Annotated in this window: 19 protein-coding genes; 7 read left to right on the top strand and 12 right to left on the bottom strand. The window is 72.0% G+C overall.

Annotated features, from left to right (window positions below):
• Positions 1-113 precede the first annotated feature (113 nt).
• Positions 114-899 (bottom strand): SDR family oxidoreductase, encoded by a 786-nt coding sequence (locus tag ACIBL4_RS27815; RefSeq protein ID WP_399414534.1) that lies wholly within the window; start codon positions 897-899, stop codon positions 114-116.
• 78 nt (positions 900-977) lie between these two features.
• Between ACIBL4_RS27815 and ACIBL4_RS27810 the strand changes: the two genes are divergently transcribed.
• Positions 978-1817, top strand: coding sequence for a hypothetical protein (locus ACIBL4_RS27810; RefSeq protein ID WP_399414533.1), 840 nt, complete (start codon positions 978-980; stop codon positions 1815-1817).
• A 3-nt stretch (positions 1818-1820) separates the two neighbouring features.
• Here ACIBL4_RS27810 and ACIBL4_RS27805 read toward each other — a convergent pair whose 3' ends face one another.
• Both ACIBL4_RS27805 and ACIBL4_RS27800 read right to left on the bottom strand, forming a co-directional pair.
• A complete protein-coding gene (locus ACIBL4_RS27805; RefSeq protein WP_399414532.1) occupies positions 1821-3668 on the bottom strand; it encodes an MFS transporter in 1848 nt (615 codons plus the stop codon).
• A gap of 211 nt (positions 3669-3879) precedes the next feature.
• Positions 3880-6828, bottom strand: coding sequence for a D-alanyl-D-alanine carboxypeptidase (locus ACIBL4_RS27800; protein WP_399414586.1), 2949 nt, complete (start codon positions 6826-6828; stop codon positions 3880-3882).
• 237 nt (positions 6829-7065) lie between these two features.
• Between ACIBL4_RS27800 and ACIBL4_RS27795 the strand changes: the two genes are divergently transcribed.
• The 3 genes from ACIBL4_RS27795 (at position 7066) to ACIBL4_RS27785 (ending at position 9307) form a co-directional block, all read left to right on the top strand.
• Positions 7066-7821, top strand: coding sequence for a GPP34 family phosphoprotein (locus ACIBL4_RS27795; protein ID WP_306966089.1), 756 nt, complete (start codon positions 7066-7068; stop codon positions 7819-7821).
• Between the two features lie 229 nt (positions 7822-8050).
• On the top strand, positions 8051-8908 hold the full coding sequence (locus tag ACIBL4_RS27790) for a helix-turn-helix transcriptional regulator (protein WP_086564379.1): 858 nt from the start codon (positions 8051-8053) through the stop codon (positions 8906-8908).
• Positions 8909-9115: 207 nt separating this feature from the next.
• Positions 9116-9307, top strand: coding sequence for a DUF397 domain-containing protein (locus ACIBL4_RS27785; protein WP_086564378.1), 192 nt, complete (start codon positions 9116-9118; stop codon positions 9305-9307).
• Positions 9308-9413: 106 nt separating this feature from the next.
• Here ACIBL4_RS27785 and ACIBL4_RS27780 read toward each other — a convergent pair whose 3' ends face one another.
• The 3 genes from ACIBL4_RS27780 to ACIBL4_RS27770 all read right to left on the bottom strand — a co-directional run bounded on the left by ACIBL4_RS27780 (position 9414) and on the right by ACIBL4_RS27770 (position 11858).
• Positions 9414-10292, bottom strand: a complete 879-nt coding sequence (locus ACIBL4_RS27780) for a MerR family transcriptional regulator (protein ID WP_399414531.1) — start codon at positions 10290-10292, stop codon at positions 9414-9416.
• Positions 10293-10358: 66 nt separating this feature from the next.
• Positions 10359-10862 carry a glutathione peroxidase gene (locus ACIBL4_RS27775; RefSeq protein WP_399414530.1) on the bottom strand — a complete coding sequence of 168 codons (504 nt, stop codon included), beginning with the start codon at positions 10860-10862 and terminating at the stop codon, positions 10359-10361.
• Positions 10863-10871: 9 nt separating this feature from the next.
• The gene (locus ACIBL4_RS27770; protein ID WP_399414528.1) at positions 10872-11858 is read right to left on the bottom strand and encodes a winged helix-turn-helix domain-containing protein; all 987 of its coding nucleotides are present in this window, start codon (positions 11856-11858) and stop codon (positions 10872-10874) included.
• Between the two features lie 70 nt (positions 11859-11928).
• Between ACIBL4_RS27770 and ACIBL4_RS27765 the strand changes: the two genes are divergently transcribed.
• A complete protein-coding gene (locus ACIBL4_RS27765) occupies positions 11929-13116 on the top strand; it encodes an MFS transporter (RefSeq protein WP_399414527.1) in 1188 nt (395 codons plus the stop codon).
• A gap of 61 nt (positions 13117-13177) precedes the next feature.
• Here ACIBL4_RS27765 and ACIBL4_RS27760 read toward each other — a convergent pair whose 3' ends face one another.
• The 6 genes from ACIBL4_RS27760 to ACIBL4_RS27735 form a co-directional block, all read right to left on the bottom strand.
• Entirely contained in the window at positions 13178-13876 is a 699-nt protein-coding gene (locus tag ACIBL4_RS27760; RefSeq protein ID WP_399414525.1) for a hypothetical protein, read from the bottom strand.
• Between the two features lie 50 nt (positions 13877-13926).
• Entirely contained in the window at positions 13927-14721 is a 795-nt protein-coding gene (locus ACIBL4_RS27755; protein ID WP_399414524.1) for an SAM-dependent methyltransferase, read from the bottom strand.
• 125 nt (positions 14722-14846) lie between these two features.
• The gene (locus ACIBL4_RS27750) at positions 14847-15410 is read right to left on the bottom strand and encodes a hypothetical protein (RefSeq protein WP_399414523.1); all 564 of its coding nucleotides are present in this window, start codon (positions 15408-15410) and stop codon (positions 14847-14849) included.
• Positions 15407-15967, bottom strand: a complete 561-nt coding sequence (locus ACIBL4_RS27745) for a DUF6461 domain-containing protein (protein WP_399414522.1) — start codon at positions 15965-15967, stop codon at positions 15407-15409. Before ACIBL4_RS27745 ends, ACIBL4_RS27750 begins: the two co-directional genes overlap by 4 nt.
• Before the next feature lie 347 nt (positions 15968-16314).
• On the bottom strand, positions 16315-17022 hold the full coding sequence (locus ACIBL4_RS27740) for a polysaccharide deacetylase family protein (protein WP_399414521.1): 708 nt from the start codon (positions 17020-17022) through the stop codon (positions 16315-16317).
• Positions 17023-17024: 2 nt separating this feature from the next.
• On the bottom strand, positions 17025-17648 hold the full coding sequence (locus ACIBL4_RS27735) for a glycoside hydrolase family 11 protein (RefSeq protein WP_399414585.1): 624 nt from the start codon (positions 17646-17648) through the stop codon (positions 17025-17027).
• 394 nt (positions 17649-18042) lie between these two features.
• On the opposite strand from ACIBL4_RS27735, the gene ACIBL4_RS27730 reads away from it, so the two are divergent.
• Both ACIBL4_RS27730 and ACIBL4_RS27725 read left to right on the top strand, forming a co-directional pair.
• Entirely contained in the window at positions 18043-18636 is a 594-nt protein-coding gene (locus tag ACIBL4_RS27730) for a DUF7010 family protein (protein ID WP_399414520.1), read from the top strand.
• A 25-nt stretch (positions 18637-18661) separates the two neighbouring features.
• Positions 18662-19231: a hypothetical protein gene (locus ACIBL4_RS27725; protein WP_399414519.1), complete on the top strand. Its 570-nt coding sequence runs from the start codon at positions 18662-18664 to the stop codon at positions 19229-19231.
• The last annotated feature ends 13 nt before the right edge of the window (positions 19232-19244 follow it).

Genomic DNA, 19244 nt, shown 5'->3' with positions numbered 1-19244 from the left:
GTTCGGTGACGTGCGCACGGCAAGGAAGAGGAAGGTCAAGAGACCGTAAAAAAGTTCGGTGAGGTGACTTGCGTTTATGTACGTGAACCGAGTCGTGTGGCTGGAAAATGCCCTCAGCGCATCAGCTCACCCGCGTTCACCAGCAATGACTGGCCCGTGATCGCCCGCGCCCGGTCCGAGGCCAGGAACACCGCCGCGTCCGCCACGTCCGCATCCGTCGCCGGCTCCGGCAGCGCCATCCGGTCCGTCAGCCTGCCCAGCACCTCCGCCTCCGACACGCCCTCCCGGCCGGCGGTGAACCGCACGTACGCCTGCACCGGCGGTCCCCACATCCAGCCCGGCAGCACGGTGTTGACCCGGATCCGGTACGGCCCCAGCTCCCGCGCCAGCGAGTACATCGCGCTCGTCAGCGCCCCCTTCGACGCCGCGTACGCCGCCTGCCGCACCTGCGACGGAGCCGCCACCGCCGACTGCGTCCCGATGAACACGACGGCCCCGCCGCCCTGTCTGAGCGACGGCAGGCAGGCCCGGGTCATCCGCAGCGTGCCCAGCAGATTCACGTCCAGGACGGAGCGCCAGGCCTCGAAGTCCGCGTCCTCCAGACCGCCGAAGCAGCTGTCCAGCGCGGCCACGTGCACCACCGCGTCGATCCGCCCGAACCGCTCCCGCGCCAGCCCCGCCAGCGCCTCGCACTGCGCCTCGTCGGTGATGTCGGTCGCCCGGTACGCCGTGCGCGACCCGTCCGGATCGAGCTCGGCCGCCGTCTTCGCCAGGTTCGCCTCCGTGCGGGCCCCGAGCACGGCCCGCCCGCCGTCCCGTACGACGGCCGCCGCCACCTGCCGCCCCAGCCCGGCCCCGACCCCCGACACGACGACCGTCTTCCCCGCGAGCAGCGACATCGAAGCCTCCCCGGAACCCTGGCGCATTATCTGACGGAGCGTCAGAGTATGAGCCAGCCGCCAACAGAGGGGAAGGGCATGAGCGACGACACCCGCAGCGAGCTGTACGCCGAACTGGCCGCCGTCGGCCCCTACGGCACCCGCCCCGGCCACGCCCTGATCACCATGGTCGAACCGCACCCGGGCCACGAGTACGCCTACAACCGCTGGTACGAGGACGACCACTACTACGCCGGCGCGATGGCCATGCCCTGGATGTACGCCGGCCGCCGCTGGGTGGCCACCCGGGACCTGCAACTGCTGCGCTACCCCGAGAAGTCGGCGGTCGCCCAGCCCGTCACCACGGGCTGCTACCTCTCCACGTACTGGATCACCGCCGGCCGCTACGACGACCACATGCGCTGGACGGTCGCCATCAACAAGCGCCTCAACCGCGACGGCCGCGTCTACCACGACCGCACCCACGTCCTCACCGCGTTCCAGGACCACGAGGCGACGGTCTACCGGGACGGGGCGGCCGGCCCGCGCGACGTCCACGCCCTCGACCACCCCTACGCCGGCCTGGTCCTCCAGGTCGTCGAGGCCGGCACCCCCGAGCAGCGCCCGCGACTGCTGGAGTGGCTGCGCTCCCGCCACCTGCCCAAGCGGCTCGCCGGCTCCCCGGCGGCGCTGGTGACCGTCTTCCGCCCGACCCCGCTCCCCGGCGACCGCATGACCTACGTCAAGCAGGTCGAGGGCGTCGACACCCGGCTGACCCTGCTGTGGTTCCTCCAGACGGACCCGAGGGAGTGCTGGGACCCCCATTTCACGGGCCTGGACGCGGCGGTGGCCGAGTCGGGGCTGGGAAGCGTGGAACTGGTGGCGCCGTTCATCCCGACCGTGCCGGGCACCGACACCCACGTCGACCGGCTCCGCTGAGGGTCAGCGCAGTTCCTCCGGGCAGGGCGTCCCCCTGGGCAGCTGGTACGGCGCCGCCAGACGGTATGTGCCCGCCCTGGGGGCCAGCAGCTCCGTCCACTTGTCGCCCTGGGCGTCCTCCTCGGTCTCCGTCAGACAGCCGTTGACGTTGACGTACGTCTTCGGCTCGTCCTCGGGGCGCTCCTTGGAGGCCTGCGTCTCCTGGGGCGGCTTCAGGCTCTTGCCCTCCGCGTCGACGATGCTCAGCCAGGGGGAGTACGGGATGCGGATCAGGACGCGGCCCGGCTTCTTCACCCGGAGGATCATCTCGCCCTGCTCGGCCCGGTCGACGACGGCGTTCGGCTCGGCGAGGGGCGTCGGGGCGGTCACCTTGAACAGCTGCCAGTTGGCATCGCCCCAGACCTGGGTCAGATACGGCAGCCCGCGCCGCACCAGCGCCCGCTCCCGCTGACCCCCGTCCCCGTCCGGCTCGTCCTTCGGCAGCACCACGTAGTGCACCGCCCAGCGCTTCAGCCACTCGTGGTAGTTCGCCGAGTTGAGCGTGTCGTCATAGAAGAGGGGGTTGCGCTCCATGTCGGCCTGCCGGTTCCAGCCGCGGGCCAGGTTGACGTACGGGGCGAGCGCGGAGGCCTCGCGGTGGGAGCGGGCGGGGACGACCTCCACGCGGCCCTTCTCGGCGCCGACCTCCTGCAACTCGTTCACCAGCGGCGCCAGCTCGCGCGACCAGGACGCCGCCGGGGCCGTGTGCACGATGTCGTCGACCGTCTTGAAGCCGATCCACACGGCGAAACCGACGAGCGCGACGACGGCCGCGTACCACTTGCGGCTCCGCGGCACCGTGAACGGCAGCGCGGCGACCAGCGCCACCCCGGCGAACAGCATCGCCAGCCGCGTGATGTTCGAACCGATCTGGGAGCTGACCAGCCACACCAGCACGACGCCCAGCCCGTACACCGCGGCCGTCAGCCGGACCGTCTGCCAGTCCTTGGGCACCAGGACGAAGACGAGGACCGAGAACGCCAGCGGCAGCAGCACCGAGCCGATCACCATCGGCTGCGTCCCCGAGAACGGGAACAGCCACGCCGACACCCCCACCACCGCACTCGGCGCCAGCCCCAGCGCCCACGCGCCCGGCCGCCGCTTCTGGAGGAACAGCGCCACCGCGACCAGGCCCACGAACAGGCCCGCGACCGGCGACGCCATGGTGGCCAGCGCGGCCAGCGGCGCCGCGGACAGGGCCTTCGCCCAGCGCTTGTACCGCCACCGGTACGGCCAGCAGAACACGACCGCGACCGCGCCGAGCGCGAACATCATGCCCAGGCCGAACGTCACCCGCCCGGACACCGCGTTGCAGAACAGCCCGAACACGCCCGCCATGGACGCCCACAGGGGGTTGCGGACGGACCGGCTGCGCAGCAGGAGCAGGGTCAGCAGCCCCGCCGAGACCGTCCCCGCGATCATCATCGTCGTCCGCACGCCGAGCACCGACATCAGATACGGCGACACCACGCTGTACGACACCGGGTGCATCCCGCCGTACCAGGCGAGGTTGTACGCCGAGTCCGGGTGCCGGCCGACGAACTCGGCCCAGGCGTCCTGCGCGGCCAGATCGCCGCCGCTGTTCGCGAACGTGAAGAACCAGAGGACGTGGAGCAGTGCGGCGAGCCCCGTGACGGACAGGACCGGGTGGCGCAGCATGCGCTCACGCAGCGTCAGCGCGAGAGTGTGCAGCCGGTCCTCACGGCCGTCCCGGCTGCCGCCTTCCCCGGCTGCGGGCAGGGGTATTCGCGGGCCGGCGGATACCGGGCCCGGATCGGCGTCGTCGGCGCGTGTCGGCTCCGCAGTGGCCACTCGAAGGCACTCCCCGTTGTCCCGTCTTCTGTTCTCGTCTTCTCATACCGGCCCCACCGGCCGTGTCCCGTCGGTCAGCGGTCCACGGCCGTGCCGCCGCGGGCGGCGGCCTGCCCGGTTCGCGACGCTAGCACGCACCCCGCCGGGCGGCGCCCGGACGGGCCGTTACCGGCGGGGTGCGGTGCTGCGGGCCGGCGAGCCGGCCCGGCTCTCAGCCGAGGCGGGTGAGCTTGTCCGCGAAGCCCGGCTCCACGAGGTCCTTCTGGAGGGCGACCGGAACCTTGACCGCGTTGGCGCTGCCGTCACCGACGGTGAGCGTGCCCACCTTCGTGCCGGCCTTCGCCGTGTGCGGCAGCTCGTCCGCGGCGAACGTCAGCTTGACGGACAGGCCCGCCCAGCCGACGGCCGTGACGTCCTCGGTGACGGCGACCGGCGTACGGCCGCCGAGACCGTCGTCCGCGTAGCCGACGACCGTGCCCTTCTTCAGGATCGTCGCCGACTCCAGCGCGCCCTGCGCGGCCTTGATCAGCTTGTCGCCCTCGTACAGCGCGGCACCCAGGATGGTGTTGTCCGGGCCGCCGGCGGGCTGGCGCACCACGGCGCCGACGATCCGGCGGGTCTCGCCGTCGACGTCCTTCCTCGCCGAGAAGACGAGGTTGCCGAGCGCCGAGGTGGTGGTGCCGGTCTTGATGCCGGTGACGTCGTTGTAGCCGACCAGACGGTTCCAGTTGTCGTGCTTGGTGCCCTTGTAGTCGACGTACGACATCATCGCGGCCACCTCGCGGAAGGCGGGCTGCTCCATGGCCGCCTTGCCGAGCTTCACCTGGTCCACGGCCGTGGACACGGTGGTGTTGTTCAGGCCCGACGGGTCGGTGTACGTCGTGTTCTTCATGCCGAGGTCCTTGGCGGCGTCGTTCATCTTGCCCACGAACGCCTTCTCGGAACCCGCGTCCCAGCGGGCGAGCAGTCGCGCCACGTTGTTCGCGGAAGCGATCAGGATGCTCTCCAGGGCCTCCCGCTGGCTGATCTTGTCGCCCTTGGTGACGTCGACGGTGGACTCCTGGCCGGCGTCGGACTGGTCCTCGGCGGCCTGGTCGATCTCGATCTTCGGCCCGTCCTCGCCGCTCTTGAGCGGGTGGTCGCGCAGGATCACATAGGCGGTCATGACCTTGGCGACGCTCGCGATCGGCACGGGCTTCTGCTCGCCGGACGACCCGAACGAGCCGATGCCCTGCACGTCCAGCGCCGCCTGGCCCTTGGCGGGCCAGGGGATGTCGACCTTGCCGCCCTCGAAGGTGTAGCTGTCCTCGGCGGTGAGGTCCAGGGTGGGCGCCGGCAGCGGGCGCACGCTCTGCGCGACGCCGATGAGGACCACCAGCAGCAGCACCAGCGGCGTCCAGATCTTCACCCGCCGCATGGCCGTCCGCAGCGGGGTGTCCGGCGGCGGCGGGGTGTTCGTCAGCTCGGCCAGCAGATCCAGTGGCGGCCGGGGCGGCAGGGGCTGCTGGGTGGTCCGCTCGGGGCCGACGGTGGGCACGGGGGCGGTGGCGTCGGCGGGGGCGGGGGCAGGCGGGGTGGCCTGTCCGGCCGGGGCGGTCTGTCCGGCCTGTGCGCCGGACGCCGGCTTCCGCGTCGACGGGTCGTCCAGCGGCTTGAGCGCGACGAACTTGCTGGTCCGCTCGGCTTCCTTCTCGGGCGCGTCCTTGGCGTCCTTTGTGGCACCGCCGAGCTTCAGCATGGTGGTGGGCTGATCGACCGGGGGCCGCACGGCCTTGAAGACGGCGGTGGGCTGGTCGACGGGGGGTGCGGCGTCGCCCTTGTCGGTGTCGGTGTCCGAGTCGTCCGACTCTGAGGCGGCCTCGGAATCGCCCGTGCCGCCGGTGGCGGAACGGTCCGCCTCCGGCTCGTCGGCGTCTTCGGCCTCTCGGTCCTCCCGGGCGTCCTCGTCGGCCTCAGCAGGCTTCTCAGGCTTCTGGGCGTCCGCGTCGGCCTCTGCGGCCTCTTCCGCCCTCTCAGCCGCCTCCTGGCCGTCCTCAGAGCCCTTGTCGGCGTCCTTGTCGGCCTCCTTGGCCGCCGCAGGCTCCTCGTCCTGGTCGGCCGTAGCGACCCACGCGGCCACGGCGTCCCGCAGCCGCCCGTCACTGGCGGCGGCGCCGTCCCCGCGCTCACCGGAGCCGGAGCCCTTCTCCTGCTCCTGGGAGGCGTCGTCCGCCGCCCCTTCGACACCGGCGTCCTTCTCGCCCGGCTCGGCGTCAGCCGTGTCGGCGGCGTCGGCGTCACCGGCATCCTGCTCGGCGGCATCCGCCGAGTCGGCCTGGCCCGCGTCCCGCTCGGTGCCCGCGTCGCTGACACCCTGCTCGGTGTCAGCCGCAGAGTCTGCTTCGTCCGCGTCCCGCTCGGCGTCCGCCGTATCCGCGACGTCCGCGTCGCTCTCGTCCTGCTCGGCGTCACCGGCGTCCGGCCCGGCGTCAGCCGCCGAGTCGGCTTCGTCCGCGCCCTGCTCGGCGGCCGCGTCACTCTCGTCCCGCTCGGCGTCGCCGTCGTCCTGCTCGGTGTCCGCCGCCGAGTCCGCCTGGCCCGCGTCCCGCTCGGTGCCCGCGCCGCTCACACCCTGCCCGGTGTCAGCCGCAGGGTCTGCTTCGTCCGCGTCCCGCTCGGCGTCCGCCGTACCCGCGGCGTCCGCGTTGCTCTCGTCCCGCTCGGCGTCACCGGCGTCCTGCCCGGTGTCAGCCGCAGGGTCTGCTTCGTCCGCGTCCCGCTCGGCGTCCGCCGTACCCGCGGCGTCCGCGTCGCTCTCGTCCTGCTCGGCGTCACCGGCGTCCTGCTCGCTGCAAGCCGCCGAATCCGCCTCAGCCGGCGTCACCTCGGCGTCCGCGTCGCCCTCGTCCCGCTCGGGGTCAGGCCCTCGCTCGGCGTCAGCCGCTCGTTCCGCGTCCGGCGTCTCCGCCGGCCTCTCCGCCGTGCGGGTGGAGAGCACTCGTGTCGCCGTGTCGGCGCCGCCGCGCTTCGTGGACCTCTCCGTGTCCCGGGCCACCGCCAGGCGCGGATCGCGCTTGGGTGGGGCCTCGCTCCTGGCCTCGGGAACCGGACTCGCGCTCCCCGACGTCGGTTCTGCCGACGACTCGCGCTGCTTCGACCTGTCGGGGGACTCGCCCGCCACCGATGCCTCCTCCTCGCGCCGCACGCCCCGCGTGCGCGTACCGAACCGTGAACCGCCGCCCGTGACACCGCTCCCCGGCGCTGTCCGAACCATGTACCAGTGTCCTGTGCGCGCACTGAACCCACCCGGTAGACGAGAACGACATACCTACTGGTTCCACTACGAACCGGTCACGCACCCTCGACAGACCAATGTGAGAGGGGTCACCCTGTCATTCATCCACGCGGGGAGGCATGGATGGGCAGGAGCCGCAGAACACTTCCGGAGGAGCTTCTGTTGCTGGCATTGGACCCGACCACGGGTACCACTGCGCAGCCGCAGTCGCTCGACCTCGGTCTGGCCGGAGCACAGCTAGTGGAGCTGGCGCTGGCCGGACGGATAGCCCCAGACGGGGATCGTATCGCCGTGGTTGTACCACGGCCGACTGGAGATCCAACGTTGGACTGCGCGTTGGAGTTGCTGCGTAGGCGCGGCGCTCCCGTGCGGGCAGTGAACTGGATTGGCGGGCCGCGTCTCGGGCTCCGCCAGACCTACCTCTCGCATCTGGAGCGGTGCGGCATGGTGCATGCCGTGGCGGGCCAGATGTGCGGAGTGCTGCCGACGACTCGCTACCAGGCGACGGACACGGAGATCAGCCGGGAGATCAGGGCCCGGCTGGACTCGGCGATCCGCACCGGCGTACCGCCGGACCCGCGGACCGCCGCGCTCGCCGCCCTGGCACACGCGGTCGGCCTCGGCAAGCACCTGTATCCGGGCAACGAGGGGCGTTCCTCTCGGTCCCGGCTGCGGGACCTGATCAGGCACGACCCCATGGGCGGTCTCGTCGCGCACGCCGTGATGGACGTCCAGAACGGCGTGGCGGCGCAGCCGCGCCGCAGCCCGGCCCCGTCCGGCCGTCAGGCCGCCGGCGGAGCCAGGTCCGCAGCGGAACCCGCCCGAGGCGTTCCGATGCAGCCGCGCCACGGGAGCATGGCGCGCGCCGTGGCCCACTGAGCCGCGGACCCACAGCACCACGCAGCACCCCAGACCCGGTCACGGGAGCCGCTGTCCGAGCGGGGCGGGGAGAGCACACACTCTCCCCGCCCCGCTCGGCGTGCCCTGCCCGAACTGGCGTGTACCCGTCGCATATCCACCGTTTCCCAGCGGTAGGAAGCACCTTGGTGGCAGTCTGCTCAACAGCAGATACGCAAAGTAGAGGCACGCAGCCGGAGGTGCACGTCCCGTGGCGTCCAATGTCAATCCCACCGTCAGGCGGCGCCGGCTGGGCCAGGAGCTGCGCAGGCTCCGTGAGCTCAAGGGCATGACGGCCGAGGAGGTCGCCGAGCGGCTGCTCGTGTCGCAGTCGAAGATCAGCCGGCTGGAGAACGGCCGGCGCAGCATCAGCCAGCGCGACGTGCGCGACCTGTGCGGGGTCTACGAGGTCGAGGACCAGCGGATCGTCGAGTCTCTGATGCAGATGGCCAAGGACTCCCGGCAGCAGGGCTGGTGGCATGCCTTCGGGGACATCCCCTACAGCGTCTACATCGGTCTGGAGACGGACGCCGAGTCGCTCAGGGTCTACGAACCCCAGATCATCACCGGCCTGCTGCAGACGCGTGCGTACGCCGAGGCCATCATCCGGGGCGGCTCGCCCGAGGCGTCGGAGGCGGACAACGACAAGCGCGTCGAGGTCCGGCTGCGCCGGCAGGGCCGTATCACCGCCGAGACGGACCCGCTGCGGCTGTGGGTGGTCCTGGACGAGGCGTCGCTGCACCGGACCGTGGGGAGCCGGCAGGTGATGCGCGAGCAGCTGGAGCACCTCATCGAGATGTCGCAGCTGCCCCACATCACCGTGCAGGTCCTGCCGTTCGAGGTCGGCGCGCACGCCGGCATCAACGGCCAGTACTCCATCCTGGAGTTCGCCGACGCGGCCGACTCCAGCGTGGTGTACATCGAGGGCGTGACCAGCGACCTGTACCTGGAGAAGCCGCTGGACGTGCAGAAGTACACGGTGATGTACGAGCACCTGCGCGCGCAGTCGCTGAACGTGGACCAGTCGCGGCAGCTCATCGAGCGCCGGGCGAAGGAGTACGCGCGCTGACCGTGCGTGGCGCACTCCGTGGCGCGGGACCTGCCGTCCGGCAAAGTGCGGGATGCTACACCCCTGACACGCCTGACTGGAAGTCTCCCCTGGAATATGCCATCCAGTCGAGTGAATGACTGCTCCGAACGAGGATGTTGGCGAGTAGCGTCGATCACGCCAACCACCAGCACGTGTTGGCGTAAACGCAACTGCTACGGAGCGAACATGGCAATTCGTCTGGGCGCCACGGAAACGTGGACGACGTCCTCCTACACCAACAACAACGGCGCCTGTGTGATGGTCAGGTCGACCGTCGAAGAGGCCCTGGAACTCGGGGACACCAAGGTCCCCGAGGGTCCCAAGCTGGCGTTTCCCGCCGATGCGTGGAGTGCCTTCGTGGCCTCGGTCAAGGCCTGAGCCACCGCTCGACAACAGCACAAGCACCACCGAAAGAGCCCTCTCGACCAGCCTCGCCGTCCTTGCCGAGAGGGCTCCGCTTGTGCCCGCGCTGCCCTGAGGGCGATCAGCTCACCGGGAACGCCACGTCACACACCGGATCCTCGGCTCCCGCCGCCTCCCAGTCCGCGAAGTACAGCTCCCGGCACGGGCCGGCCGGGGTCAGCCCCTGAGCCGCCATCCACTCCTCCACCGCTTCGAACGCGGCCAGGATCTGCGGGTGCGCCACCTGTGCCTTGGTGATCCGGGTGTACGCCAGCCGCTGGGCCGGCTCCATCCGCACCGCCGTCTCCCAGGCCCGCCCGTGCCGCTGCGCCCACGCCCGCGCCGCCGCCTCGTCGGTGACCGGCACGCACGCCTCGGCGGGGCCGTCGCTCTCCATCGACACCTCGGCGTGGTAGGCGACGTACGGCACCCCGGCCACGCCCCCGCACTCCCGGGCCGCCGCCTCCAGCCGGCCCAGCGACGCCCCGATCCACGCGGGCAGCTCGTCCGCCAGCGTGTGCCGCTTCTCGGTGATCACGACCTGCGCCGGCATGTCCACCGTCTCGACCTTGAACTTCCCGTACATCTCGGAACTCCTCCCCGACAGTCGTCCACGGAGGTACGCGGCGAGCGTCCGCTGTCCCGCCACCCGCGCCTCGACGTCCGCCCAGTACGTGCCGAGCAGCTCGGCCGCGGTCGGCCCGTCGCCCGCCGCGACCACCTCGGCGATCCGGGCGAGCGGCATGTCCAGCTGCCGCAGCAGGGCGACCAGCCGGGCCCGTTCGACCTGGCCGGCGCGGTAGTAGCGGTAGCCGGTGGCCTCGTCGACGTACGCCGGGGACAGCAGCCCCAGCCGGTCGTACAGCCGCAGGGCCTTGGCCGACAGCCGGGCGCGCGCGGCGAACGCCCCGATGGTGAGCAGGTCACGGTCCGGTACGTCCACCACGGCATCCTCCGTCATCGGGCGGCTCTTCCGCCCGATGACGAGGAGGCTCGGCCCTGCCCCAGGGGCAAGGTCAACGAGGTGTCAGGCCAGCTGCGCCTCGATCGCCGCCACGACCTCGTCCGAGTCCGGCTCGGTCTGCGGGGAGAAGCGGGCGACGACCGTGCCGTCCCGGCCGATCAGGAACTTCTCGAAGTTCCAGCGGATGTCCCCGCTGTGCCCCTCGGCGTCGGCGAAGCCGGTCAGGCGCTCGTACAGCGGGTGCCGGTTGTCGCCGTTGACCTCGACCTTCTCGGTCATCGGGAAGGTCACGCCGTACGTCGCCGAGCAGAACTCGGCGATCTCCTCGGCGCTGCCGGGCTCCTGCCCGAGGAACTGGTTGCAGGGCACGCCGAGGACGGTGAAGCCGCGCTCGGCGTAGCGCTCGTGGAGCTTCTCCAGCCCGTTGTACTGCGGGGTCAGGCCGCACTTGGAGGCCACGTTCACCACCAGCACCGCCTTGCCCGCGTACTGGGACAGGTCGGCGGAACCGCCCTGGAGGGCACCGATCTCGACGTCGAGGGGAGAGGAACCGTTGTCAGTCGTCATGAGCGGATGCTAACTCCGGCGGGTGCCGGGCCGTCCGGTTCCGGCCTCCACCAGGACCTGCCCCGCCGCCGTCCGCGCGTACAGCACGGACCGGCCCGCCCGCCGCCGCTCGACCAGGCCGGCGTCGAGCAGCACCCTCAGATGCCGGCCGACCGAGCCGAGTCCCTGCCCGGTGATGGCGACCAACTGGCTGGTGCTCAGCGGGGAGTCGAGGAGGACCAGCACACCGGCCCGGGCGGCCCCGAGCAGTGCGCCGAGGCTCGCGGGCACGGTCCGGCCGCCGGGGTCGGCGAGCACGCCCGCGCACGCGTAGATCACCGCGTACCGGTCGGGCTCCTCCCAGGACACCCAGCCGGTCTTCGGGGTCACCGGCACGAACAGGAGCTCGGCGCCGGAGATCTCGCGGGGCGGGTACTCGTGCAGGTTCACCTGGAGCCGGTTGTCACCCAGCCACCGGGTCCGGCCCGGTCGCAGCGCGTCCAGCGCCGCCGCCCAGCCGCCCCGGCTCACCTGCGCGGTACGGGCGACCACGTCCGCCTCCAGCACCCGCCGGCGCCGGTCCCAGTCCGGCCGTACGGTCTCGGTCCAGACGTACGTCAGCAGGCCGGCCGCGCGCTCGGGGAGATCGTCCCGGTCCAGGGCGGCGGGAAGCGGGGCGGCCAGGGAGGTCCGCAGATGGGCGCGGGCCTCGTCGGGGCGGGCCGCCCGCACCCGTGCCACCCCTTCCTCGAAGGTCTCCCGGTCTGTCGGGGTGGGCGTGAGGAAGTCGGCGATCCAGGACCGGCCCAGCCCGGCGCGGACGAGCAGCGCGGTCACGGGGGCGGCGGCCAGCCGGGCCCGGTAGCCGGGCAGGTGGTCGCGCAGCCAGGCCCGCTCGCCCGGGTGCGCGGGGGTGCCCCGGTGCAGCAACTGGAGGCAGGCGAAGGTCTCGGCGAGCGGGGAGAGCACGAACCGGCTTGCCGCCAGGGTGTCGGCGTTGACCTGCCACCAGCCCATGCGCACCCCCGACGTTTCGCACCTGCGCGAAACAATAACCACGCGATCCGGGCCGCCGGAGACTCCCGGCATGCGCAGCTACCGCGAACTGTTCCGTACCCCCGAGTTCACCCCGTTCTTCCTGGCCGCGTCGGCGCAGACGGTCGCCCAGACGATGGGCGGACTGGCGCTGGGCACCCTGGTCTACCGGGCGACCGAGTCGCCGCTGCTGTCCGCGCTGAGCATGTTCGGCTCCTCGCTGGTGCAGGTGCTGGGCGCGACGCTCCTGCTCTCGGCGGCCGACCGGCTGCCCCCGCGCGCGGCCCTCACGGCCCTGCCCCTGCTCTTCGCGGCCGGCACGGCGGCCCTGGCCCTGCCCGGCTTACCGATCTGGGTCCTCTTCGCGATCGTCGTGGCCATGGGGCTGGCGAAGTCGGTGGGCGGGGGAGTGCGCTGGGGCCTGCTGAACGAGATCCTCTCCAAGGACGGCTATCTGCTGGGCCGCTCGGTGTTCAACATGATGAGCGGCCTCATGCAGATCGCCGGATACGCCACCGGCGGCGCGCTCGTGGCCCTGCTGTCCCCGCGGATCTCCCTGCTGGCATCGGCCGCCCTCTACCTTCTGGCGGCCGCGGTCGTCCGCCTCGGCCTGACCAGCCGCTCACCCCGCGCGACCGGCCGCCCCTCGGTGTCGGCGACGTGGCGCGCCAACGCCCTGCTCTGGTCGTCCGCACCCCGTCGCCAGGCGTATCTGGCGCTGTGGATCCCCAACGGCCTGGTCGTCGGCTGCGAATCCCTCTACGTCTCCTACGCCCCCGACTCCGCTGGGACCCTGTTCGCTTTTGCGGCGCTGGGCATGCTGGCCGGGGACGTCCTGGTGGGCCGCCTGGTCCCACCGCGCCTGCGCCCCCGCCTGGGCTTCCCGCTCCTGCTGCTCCTGGCCACCCCGTACGTGCCCTTCCTGCTCCATCCGCCACTGCCGCTCGCGGCAGCCGCCGTCACGCTGGCCTCGGTCGGCTTCGGCGCGAGCCTCGTCCAGCAGGAGCGCCTGGTGGCCCTGACACCCGACGCCCTCACGGGCCACGCCCTGGGACTGCACTCGGCCGGCATGCTCACGATGCAGGGCGTGGCGGCGACGCTGGCGGGCTCGGTGGCCCAACTGACCTCTCCGGCGGGGGCGATGGCGGCGATGGCGACGGTGTCGGCCGGGGTGACGCTGGCGCTGATGGCGGCGGCAAGTCGGGAGCGGCGGGCGGTGGCGGCGGTGTCAGGACAGTGACCGGCCCGGTCGGCCCTTTCCCCATCGGGTCAGAGCACCGACCGGCCAGTCCCCGCGTGGGTCACTCCTCGTCCGGGGCGCTCTCCTCCGGGGCACCGCCCTCGATGAGCCGTTCGGCGATGTCGTCGGCCCACTCCTGGGCCCAGCGGCGGAGCCCGGCGACGGCCTCCGCGTCGAGGCCCTGGGCGGTGAACGCGCTGTCGTCGAGCCAGTCCGTGCCGGTCAGCCGGGCCTGGAGATCGGTGAGGTCGAAGGGCTCGGGGGTGTGCCGGCGGCCGAGTTCCTCCAGTTCCGGGTGGCTCCAGCGGGCGGAGGCGGCGTGGACGTCGACCAGGTCGCGGGCGAGTCCGCGGTCGGCCAGGTCCCGCACGCGGGTGCCGACCAGGTCGTCGAGCGCGAGCGCCGGCCCGAGCCCGGTCGTCACGGGCGGGCGCCACAGCACCTCCTTGTGGAGGCCGACCTCGTACTCCTCACCGGTCGCCGCGTCGGTGACGAGGAACTGGGCGGACAGCGGATCGCTCTCCAGCGTCCGCACGAGCCAGCCGCGCGCCACCAGGCCCGTCCGGACGGTGTCGGCGATGCCGTCCATCCCGGCGGGGTGCTCGGTGGCGAGGTCCACGTCCCGGCCGCCCCGCCGCACCAGCCCGTGCGCGAGCACGGCGTATCCGCCCGCGAGGACGAGGCCGTACGCCTCACCCACCGCGAGAAGATCACCGACGAGCCGCCGAACCGGCTCGGGGGCGGGGGGTGGTGCGGACATGTCCTTGATTATCGCCGGGTGGCCTCTCAGGGGCGCGGGGAACTGATCCCCTACGGCTTGCGGCCGACGCCGCAGTACGCGTCCACACCGGCGGCGTCGACATCCGCGGGCTCCGCCCGCCACTGCGGCACCCGTACCACTCCCGGCTCCACCAGCTCCAGCCCGTCGAAGAACCCGGCGATCTCGGCGACCGGACGGACGTAGTACGGCACGGCCCCGCTCGCGTTGTAGGCCTCGGACGCGGCGATCATGCCCTCGCTCGTCGCGGTGCTGTCGCTGATCACCAGGTGGCTGCCGGACGGCAGTCCGGCCATCAGCCGCCGCACCAGCTCCCGCGCCTGCTCGTAGTCGGCGACATGCCCCAGCGTGTTGAGGATCATCAGACCGACCGGCCGGGACAGGTCGAGCGTGCCCGCGGCGGCCTTCAGGACCGCCTCCGCGTCGTACAGGTCGGCGTCCAGATAGGCGGTCCTGCCCTCCGGGGTGCTGGTGAGCAGGGCATGGGCGTGGGCCAGCACGATGGGGTCGTTGTCGACGTACACGATCCGGGAGTCCGGCGCCACGCGCTGGGCGACCTCGTGCGTGTTGTCGGCGGTCGGCAGCCCGGTGCCGACGTCCAGGAACTGCCGCACCCCCTGCTCCACGGCCAGGTACCGGACGGCCCGCCCCAGGAACCGGCGGCTCGTGACCGCCACGTCGACCAGGCCCGGGAAGATCGACTTGATCTGGTCGCCGATCTCGCGGTCGACCTCGTAGTTGTCCTTGCCGCCGACGAAGTAGTTCCAGAACCGGGCGGAGTGCGGCTTGGACGTGTCGATACGGGCACGCAGGCTGTCGTCGGGCACGGCGGGGCCTCCTGGGGGTGGGGAAGGGGGACCGTCCACCAACCTAGGTGAACTCCTCGGCCGGACACGGATGTTGTCCGGTCCGCCACCGGGCCGGCGTGGGGTTTCGGCCACGCGGGAACGCCCTACCCGCCTCCCGTCCCGAGGGGTGCGGCGGGCAGCCCGAAGTGCTCGGCGACGATGCGGATGGTGTGGGTGCCGTCCGGGTTGAAGTCCGGGTCGGTGTCGTAGCGGGTGGTGCGGCCGACGATCCCCTGCTCCAGGAACTGCCGTATGAACAGGTCGGCCTGGCTGCCGAAGCGGCGGGACTCGCGACGCGCACCGACGTTGAAGATGGACATGGCGAAGCCGCCGCGGCTGTAGGCGAACTGGTACGGGTGCTCGGCGCAGTGGGGCACCGCGTACCGGTCGCCGCACGAGCAGGCGGGCGTGGACGCCAGGAACACCATGTCGACGTGGCTCTGGTCGCGCACGCGGTCCTGGTACCGGAAGCCGGTGATGTACTGGCCGAGCTGCTGGACGGCGCCGCCGTCGGGGGTGGTGTCCGGGCGGTGCGTCAGCCAGGCCCAGCCGTCCGCCGAGCCGGAGGCCGTGGGCGGCAGGCCCGCCTCGCTGAAGAAGCCGGTGAGGTCGGCCAGGGGGATCCCCCGGCAGAACGTGAGGAAGGCGGCGGGCGCGAGCCAGGTCATCGGTCCGTCACCTCCGGGGACAGCGGCGGCGAGGGCAGGGCGAAGAAGCCGGCGACCGCCCGGACGATGCGGTCGTGGTCCTCGTAGTGGTGGTCGAAGCAGTCGTGCCGGGCATCGTCCGCCTCCGCGCACTCGGCGTCCGGCCCGATCAGGTTCGCGGCCAGCAACTCGGCGGACAGGTGGTCGGGGTTGTCCCCCAGCCGCTGCACCAGGTCCTCGAAGCTGAACCAGGTGATCAGCCGCCCGTCCCGGTAGTACTCGAAATGCGGCGGGTGCGCCTTCGCGCTGCACGGCTCGGTCACGAACACCACGAGCTCGGCGCCCGCGCAGATCCGCCCGTAGGGCACGGGGTCGAAGTCCTCGACCTCGGCGTTGCACATGTCGTGGACGACCCACACCCACCCGTCGCCCTCCCCGCTCACCAGCGGCTCCCGCCGTAGCTCGCGCAACCCCTCGGCCAGAGTGTCCGGTGTCATCCCGCGCGCGAACACGAGATTCACCTCGTCGTGCCGGCCGGACTCCAGGACCGGGCCGGGCACATGCATCCAATCAGGCATGCGCCGCATCGTAGGAGCAGGCACTGACAACGGGCCGTGCGGTCCGGTCCTGCCCGGGTGGCGGGGGGGGGGGGGGGGGGGCGCGCCCCCGGGCGGCCCCCCCGGGGCCCCCCCCCCCCCCCCCCCGGGGGGCCGGCGGGCGCGGGGGCCGCCGCGCCCAACCCCCCCCCACCCCCCCCACCCCCCCCCCGGCGCGCGGGGGGGGGGGGGTGCGTCGTGGCGGGGGCGGGTCATTTCAATAAACTCTGTCTGGGGGGGTTTGGGGGGGGGGGGGGTTGGGCGGGGGGGGGGGGGGGGGGGCGGGCGGGGGGGGGGCGGGGGGGGGGGGCGCCCCCCCCGCCGTTCGCTCAGCCGGGGGCCACCGCTCGCCCCGTCTGGGGGGAGATCATCCCCGCGCACAGGCCCCGGGCCGCCAGCCCCTGGGCGATGCGGGGGATCGCCGCGCGGGTGTTGGCCGACCAGTCGTGCATGAGGATGGTCTGGCCGTTGGTGAGGCGGGCGGCGGCCTGGACGATCGCTTCGGTGCTCGCGCCGTTCCAGTCCCGGGAGTCGACGTCCCAGATGATCTGGGTCAGGCCGTGACGGGCCGCGACCGACTTCACCGTCGCGTTGGTCTCGCCGTACGGGGGGCGGAACAGTCTCGGTGTGCCGCCTCCCGCGCCGGCGATGGCCTGCTGGGTCCGGGAGATCTCGGAGTCGATCTGGGCCTGGCTCAGGCCGGTCAGGTGCGGGTGGGTGTAGCTGTGGTTGCCGATCCACATGCCGGCGGACACCTGGGCCCGCACCAGGGACGGGTTGGCGGCGGCGTTCTGGCCCTGGTTGAACATCGTGGCCCGCAGCCCGTTGCGGCGGAGTGCGTCGAGCAGCCCGGTCGTGCTGCCGGACGGGCCGTCGTCGAAAGTGAGGCCGACGTATCCGGTGCAGGCGTCGGCCCGGGACGGGGTGGCGGTCGCGGTTGTCGTGGTGGTGGCCGTGAGGGCGGCGGCCGCGGCCGTCGTGAGGACGGTCAGCCTCGTGAGCAGGGCGCGGAGCGGGGACCGTGGTGTGGTTCCCATCGTCAGCGCACCGTGATGTTGGAGTTGCCGCTGCTCTGGTAACCCTCCGTCGCCATGATCATGTAGTACTTGAAGTTGCCCAGGGGCATGCCGGCCCGGGCCCAGGCGTCGAAGTGGTTGCCGGCCGTGATGGTGCCGCCCGTCCTCCTGGACTGCCGGACGCTCCAGTACTGGTCGAAGGTCCGCACGCCCTCGACGGACGGGGCGTTGTACCGGGTCGTCTTGTAGATGTCGTACGTACCGCCGTCGCTGGTGACGGTGCCCTTGTACTGGCCCGTGGGCCGGTACGTGCCCCAGTTGTCGACGATGTAGTACTCGACCAGCGGGTTCGCCGTCCAGCCGTAGAGGGTCAGGTAGGCGTTGCCGGACGGGTTGAACGTGCCGGAGTAGTTCACGGTGCGGCGGGCGCCGTTGCTCCAGCCCTTGCCGGCGACGAAGTTGCCGGTGTTCCGCCATGACGTGCTGTACCTGCCGCCGGAGGACAGGGTCATGGAGACCGTGCCCGGGGCGTCGGTCCAGAAGGAGTAGAAGTAACCGTTGTCGGTGCCGGTCTTGTTGCTGGTGACGACCGTGTCGGCGTAGGCGGTGCCCGGCATGCCGATGGCGGCGAAGGCGACCAGCAGCATGGTGCAGGCGCTGCTGATGAGCAGCCGTAAGCGGCTCGATGACTTCTTCATGGGGGTGCTTCCTCCTCGTCCTCGTGGGGGTCGGTCGATGGGGAGCCTGTGTCATCGGGAGTGTTGGCCGGACCCTGTCAACTGTCAATGGTTTCGGTAGGAGTTACGAAATATTCGTCGGCTGTCGGGGGGCGGTCGCAGGGGTACGCCCAGTTCAATTGGTATTCAGCGGCTGGATGGGTGGCCGTGTCGGCGAGCCGCCTGCCCCTCTGGCGCGGAGGCCAGAGTTCCGGTACTCGAATGTTTCGGGTTGTTTCCGGATCAGGCAGGGGCCAGGTCCATCGCCTGAAGGCTGGCCGAAAACCGCCAAAAGAAGGCAGATGGGCGCGTGTATTCTCCGCGAGTGACATCTACGTCCCCGGGAATTCCCACCCCTTCCGCCACGGACGCCGAATGCCTCGCGCTCACCCGTGGCCTGCGCCGCAGGGGGACGCTCGTGCTCTCCGTGTTCGCCCTGGTGTGGGCCTTCGCGGCGGCCTCCGGGACCGGTTCGGCGACGGACGTCACCCCGCTGGGCATCGAGCTGGCGGCGCTCGCGCTCACGGCGGCGGCGATCTACCTGGGATACCGCAAGGGCGCCTCGCCCTCGCCCCGCATGGTGAGCCTGCCGGCGAACTGGGCGCGCGGCGTGGGCATCGTCAACTCCGTCGAGTTGGTGGCCATCTTCATCGTCATCGCCGTGTCCAACGCCTCGGGCCACCCCGAGGCCGTCCCCGCGGGTATCGCCCTCGTCGTGGGACTGCACTTCTTTCCGCTCGCCCGGCTGTACGACCAGTGGCAGTACCGGTGGACGGCGGCGCTGCTGACGGCCATCGCGGTCACCGGCTTCGTCCTCGTCGCGGCCGGCCTGGCGAGCGAGACCGTGCGGATCGTGGTCGGTCTGGGCAGCGCGGTGGTGCTGTGGGCCTCGTCGTACCACCTGGCCGTACGCGGCTGACGCCACCCGCGGAGAAGGCTCGCGGATGATGCATGACATCGAGGACATCGAGCAGGAGAGAGGCCGCCTGTCGAACGGGCCGGCACCAGGACACGCGCCCCCCGTGCTGAGCGCCTTCGACCTGCGGACGAGCTGCCCGGTCGACGAGTTCGGCCGCAGGGTGCGGTCCGTGCTGGACCCCGCCCTCAACCTGGTGCTCTCGCAGCCGTTCGAGGGGGAGGACCTTCCCGTCGGCGAGATTCCGGCCTGGTTCGTCGCCGCCTGCCGAGGAGGGACCGGGCCGGTCCCCGACTTCGCGGCCCGGGGCAGGGAGCGCTACACGGCCGCGATCGGGCAGGGGCCGTGGAACCTGCAGGAATGGCTGTACCAGTTCGACCCCGCATCCGAATTCCGAGGGTGGGCCTGGTGGGACCTGACGCGATCGGGGGACCGCCGGGCGCGGATCCGCGTCGACTCGTGGGGCGAGTCCTTCTTCGCCTGTGACGAACTCCGGTGGCTCGCCTACGTCTCCGGCGCCGAGGACGTCAGCGGTCCGGCCTTGGTGAAGTCCGCTGCTTCCGTCCTCTCGGAGCAACCTCACTCCGGTGGCGCGTGAGGGGTCGGACTCA

The organism is Streptomyces sp. NPDC050416 (genome assembly GCF_044458845.1).
Lineage (GTDB): Bacteria > Actinomycetota > Actinomycetes > Streptomycetales > Streptomycetaceae > Streptomyces.
The sequence above is the reverse complement of the archived record's forward strand: the minus strand, read 5'-3'. Positions and strand labels throughout refer to the sequence as shown.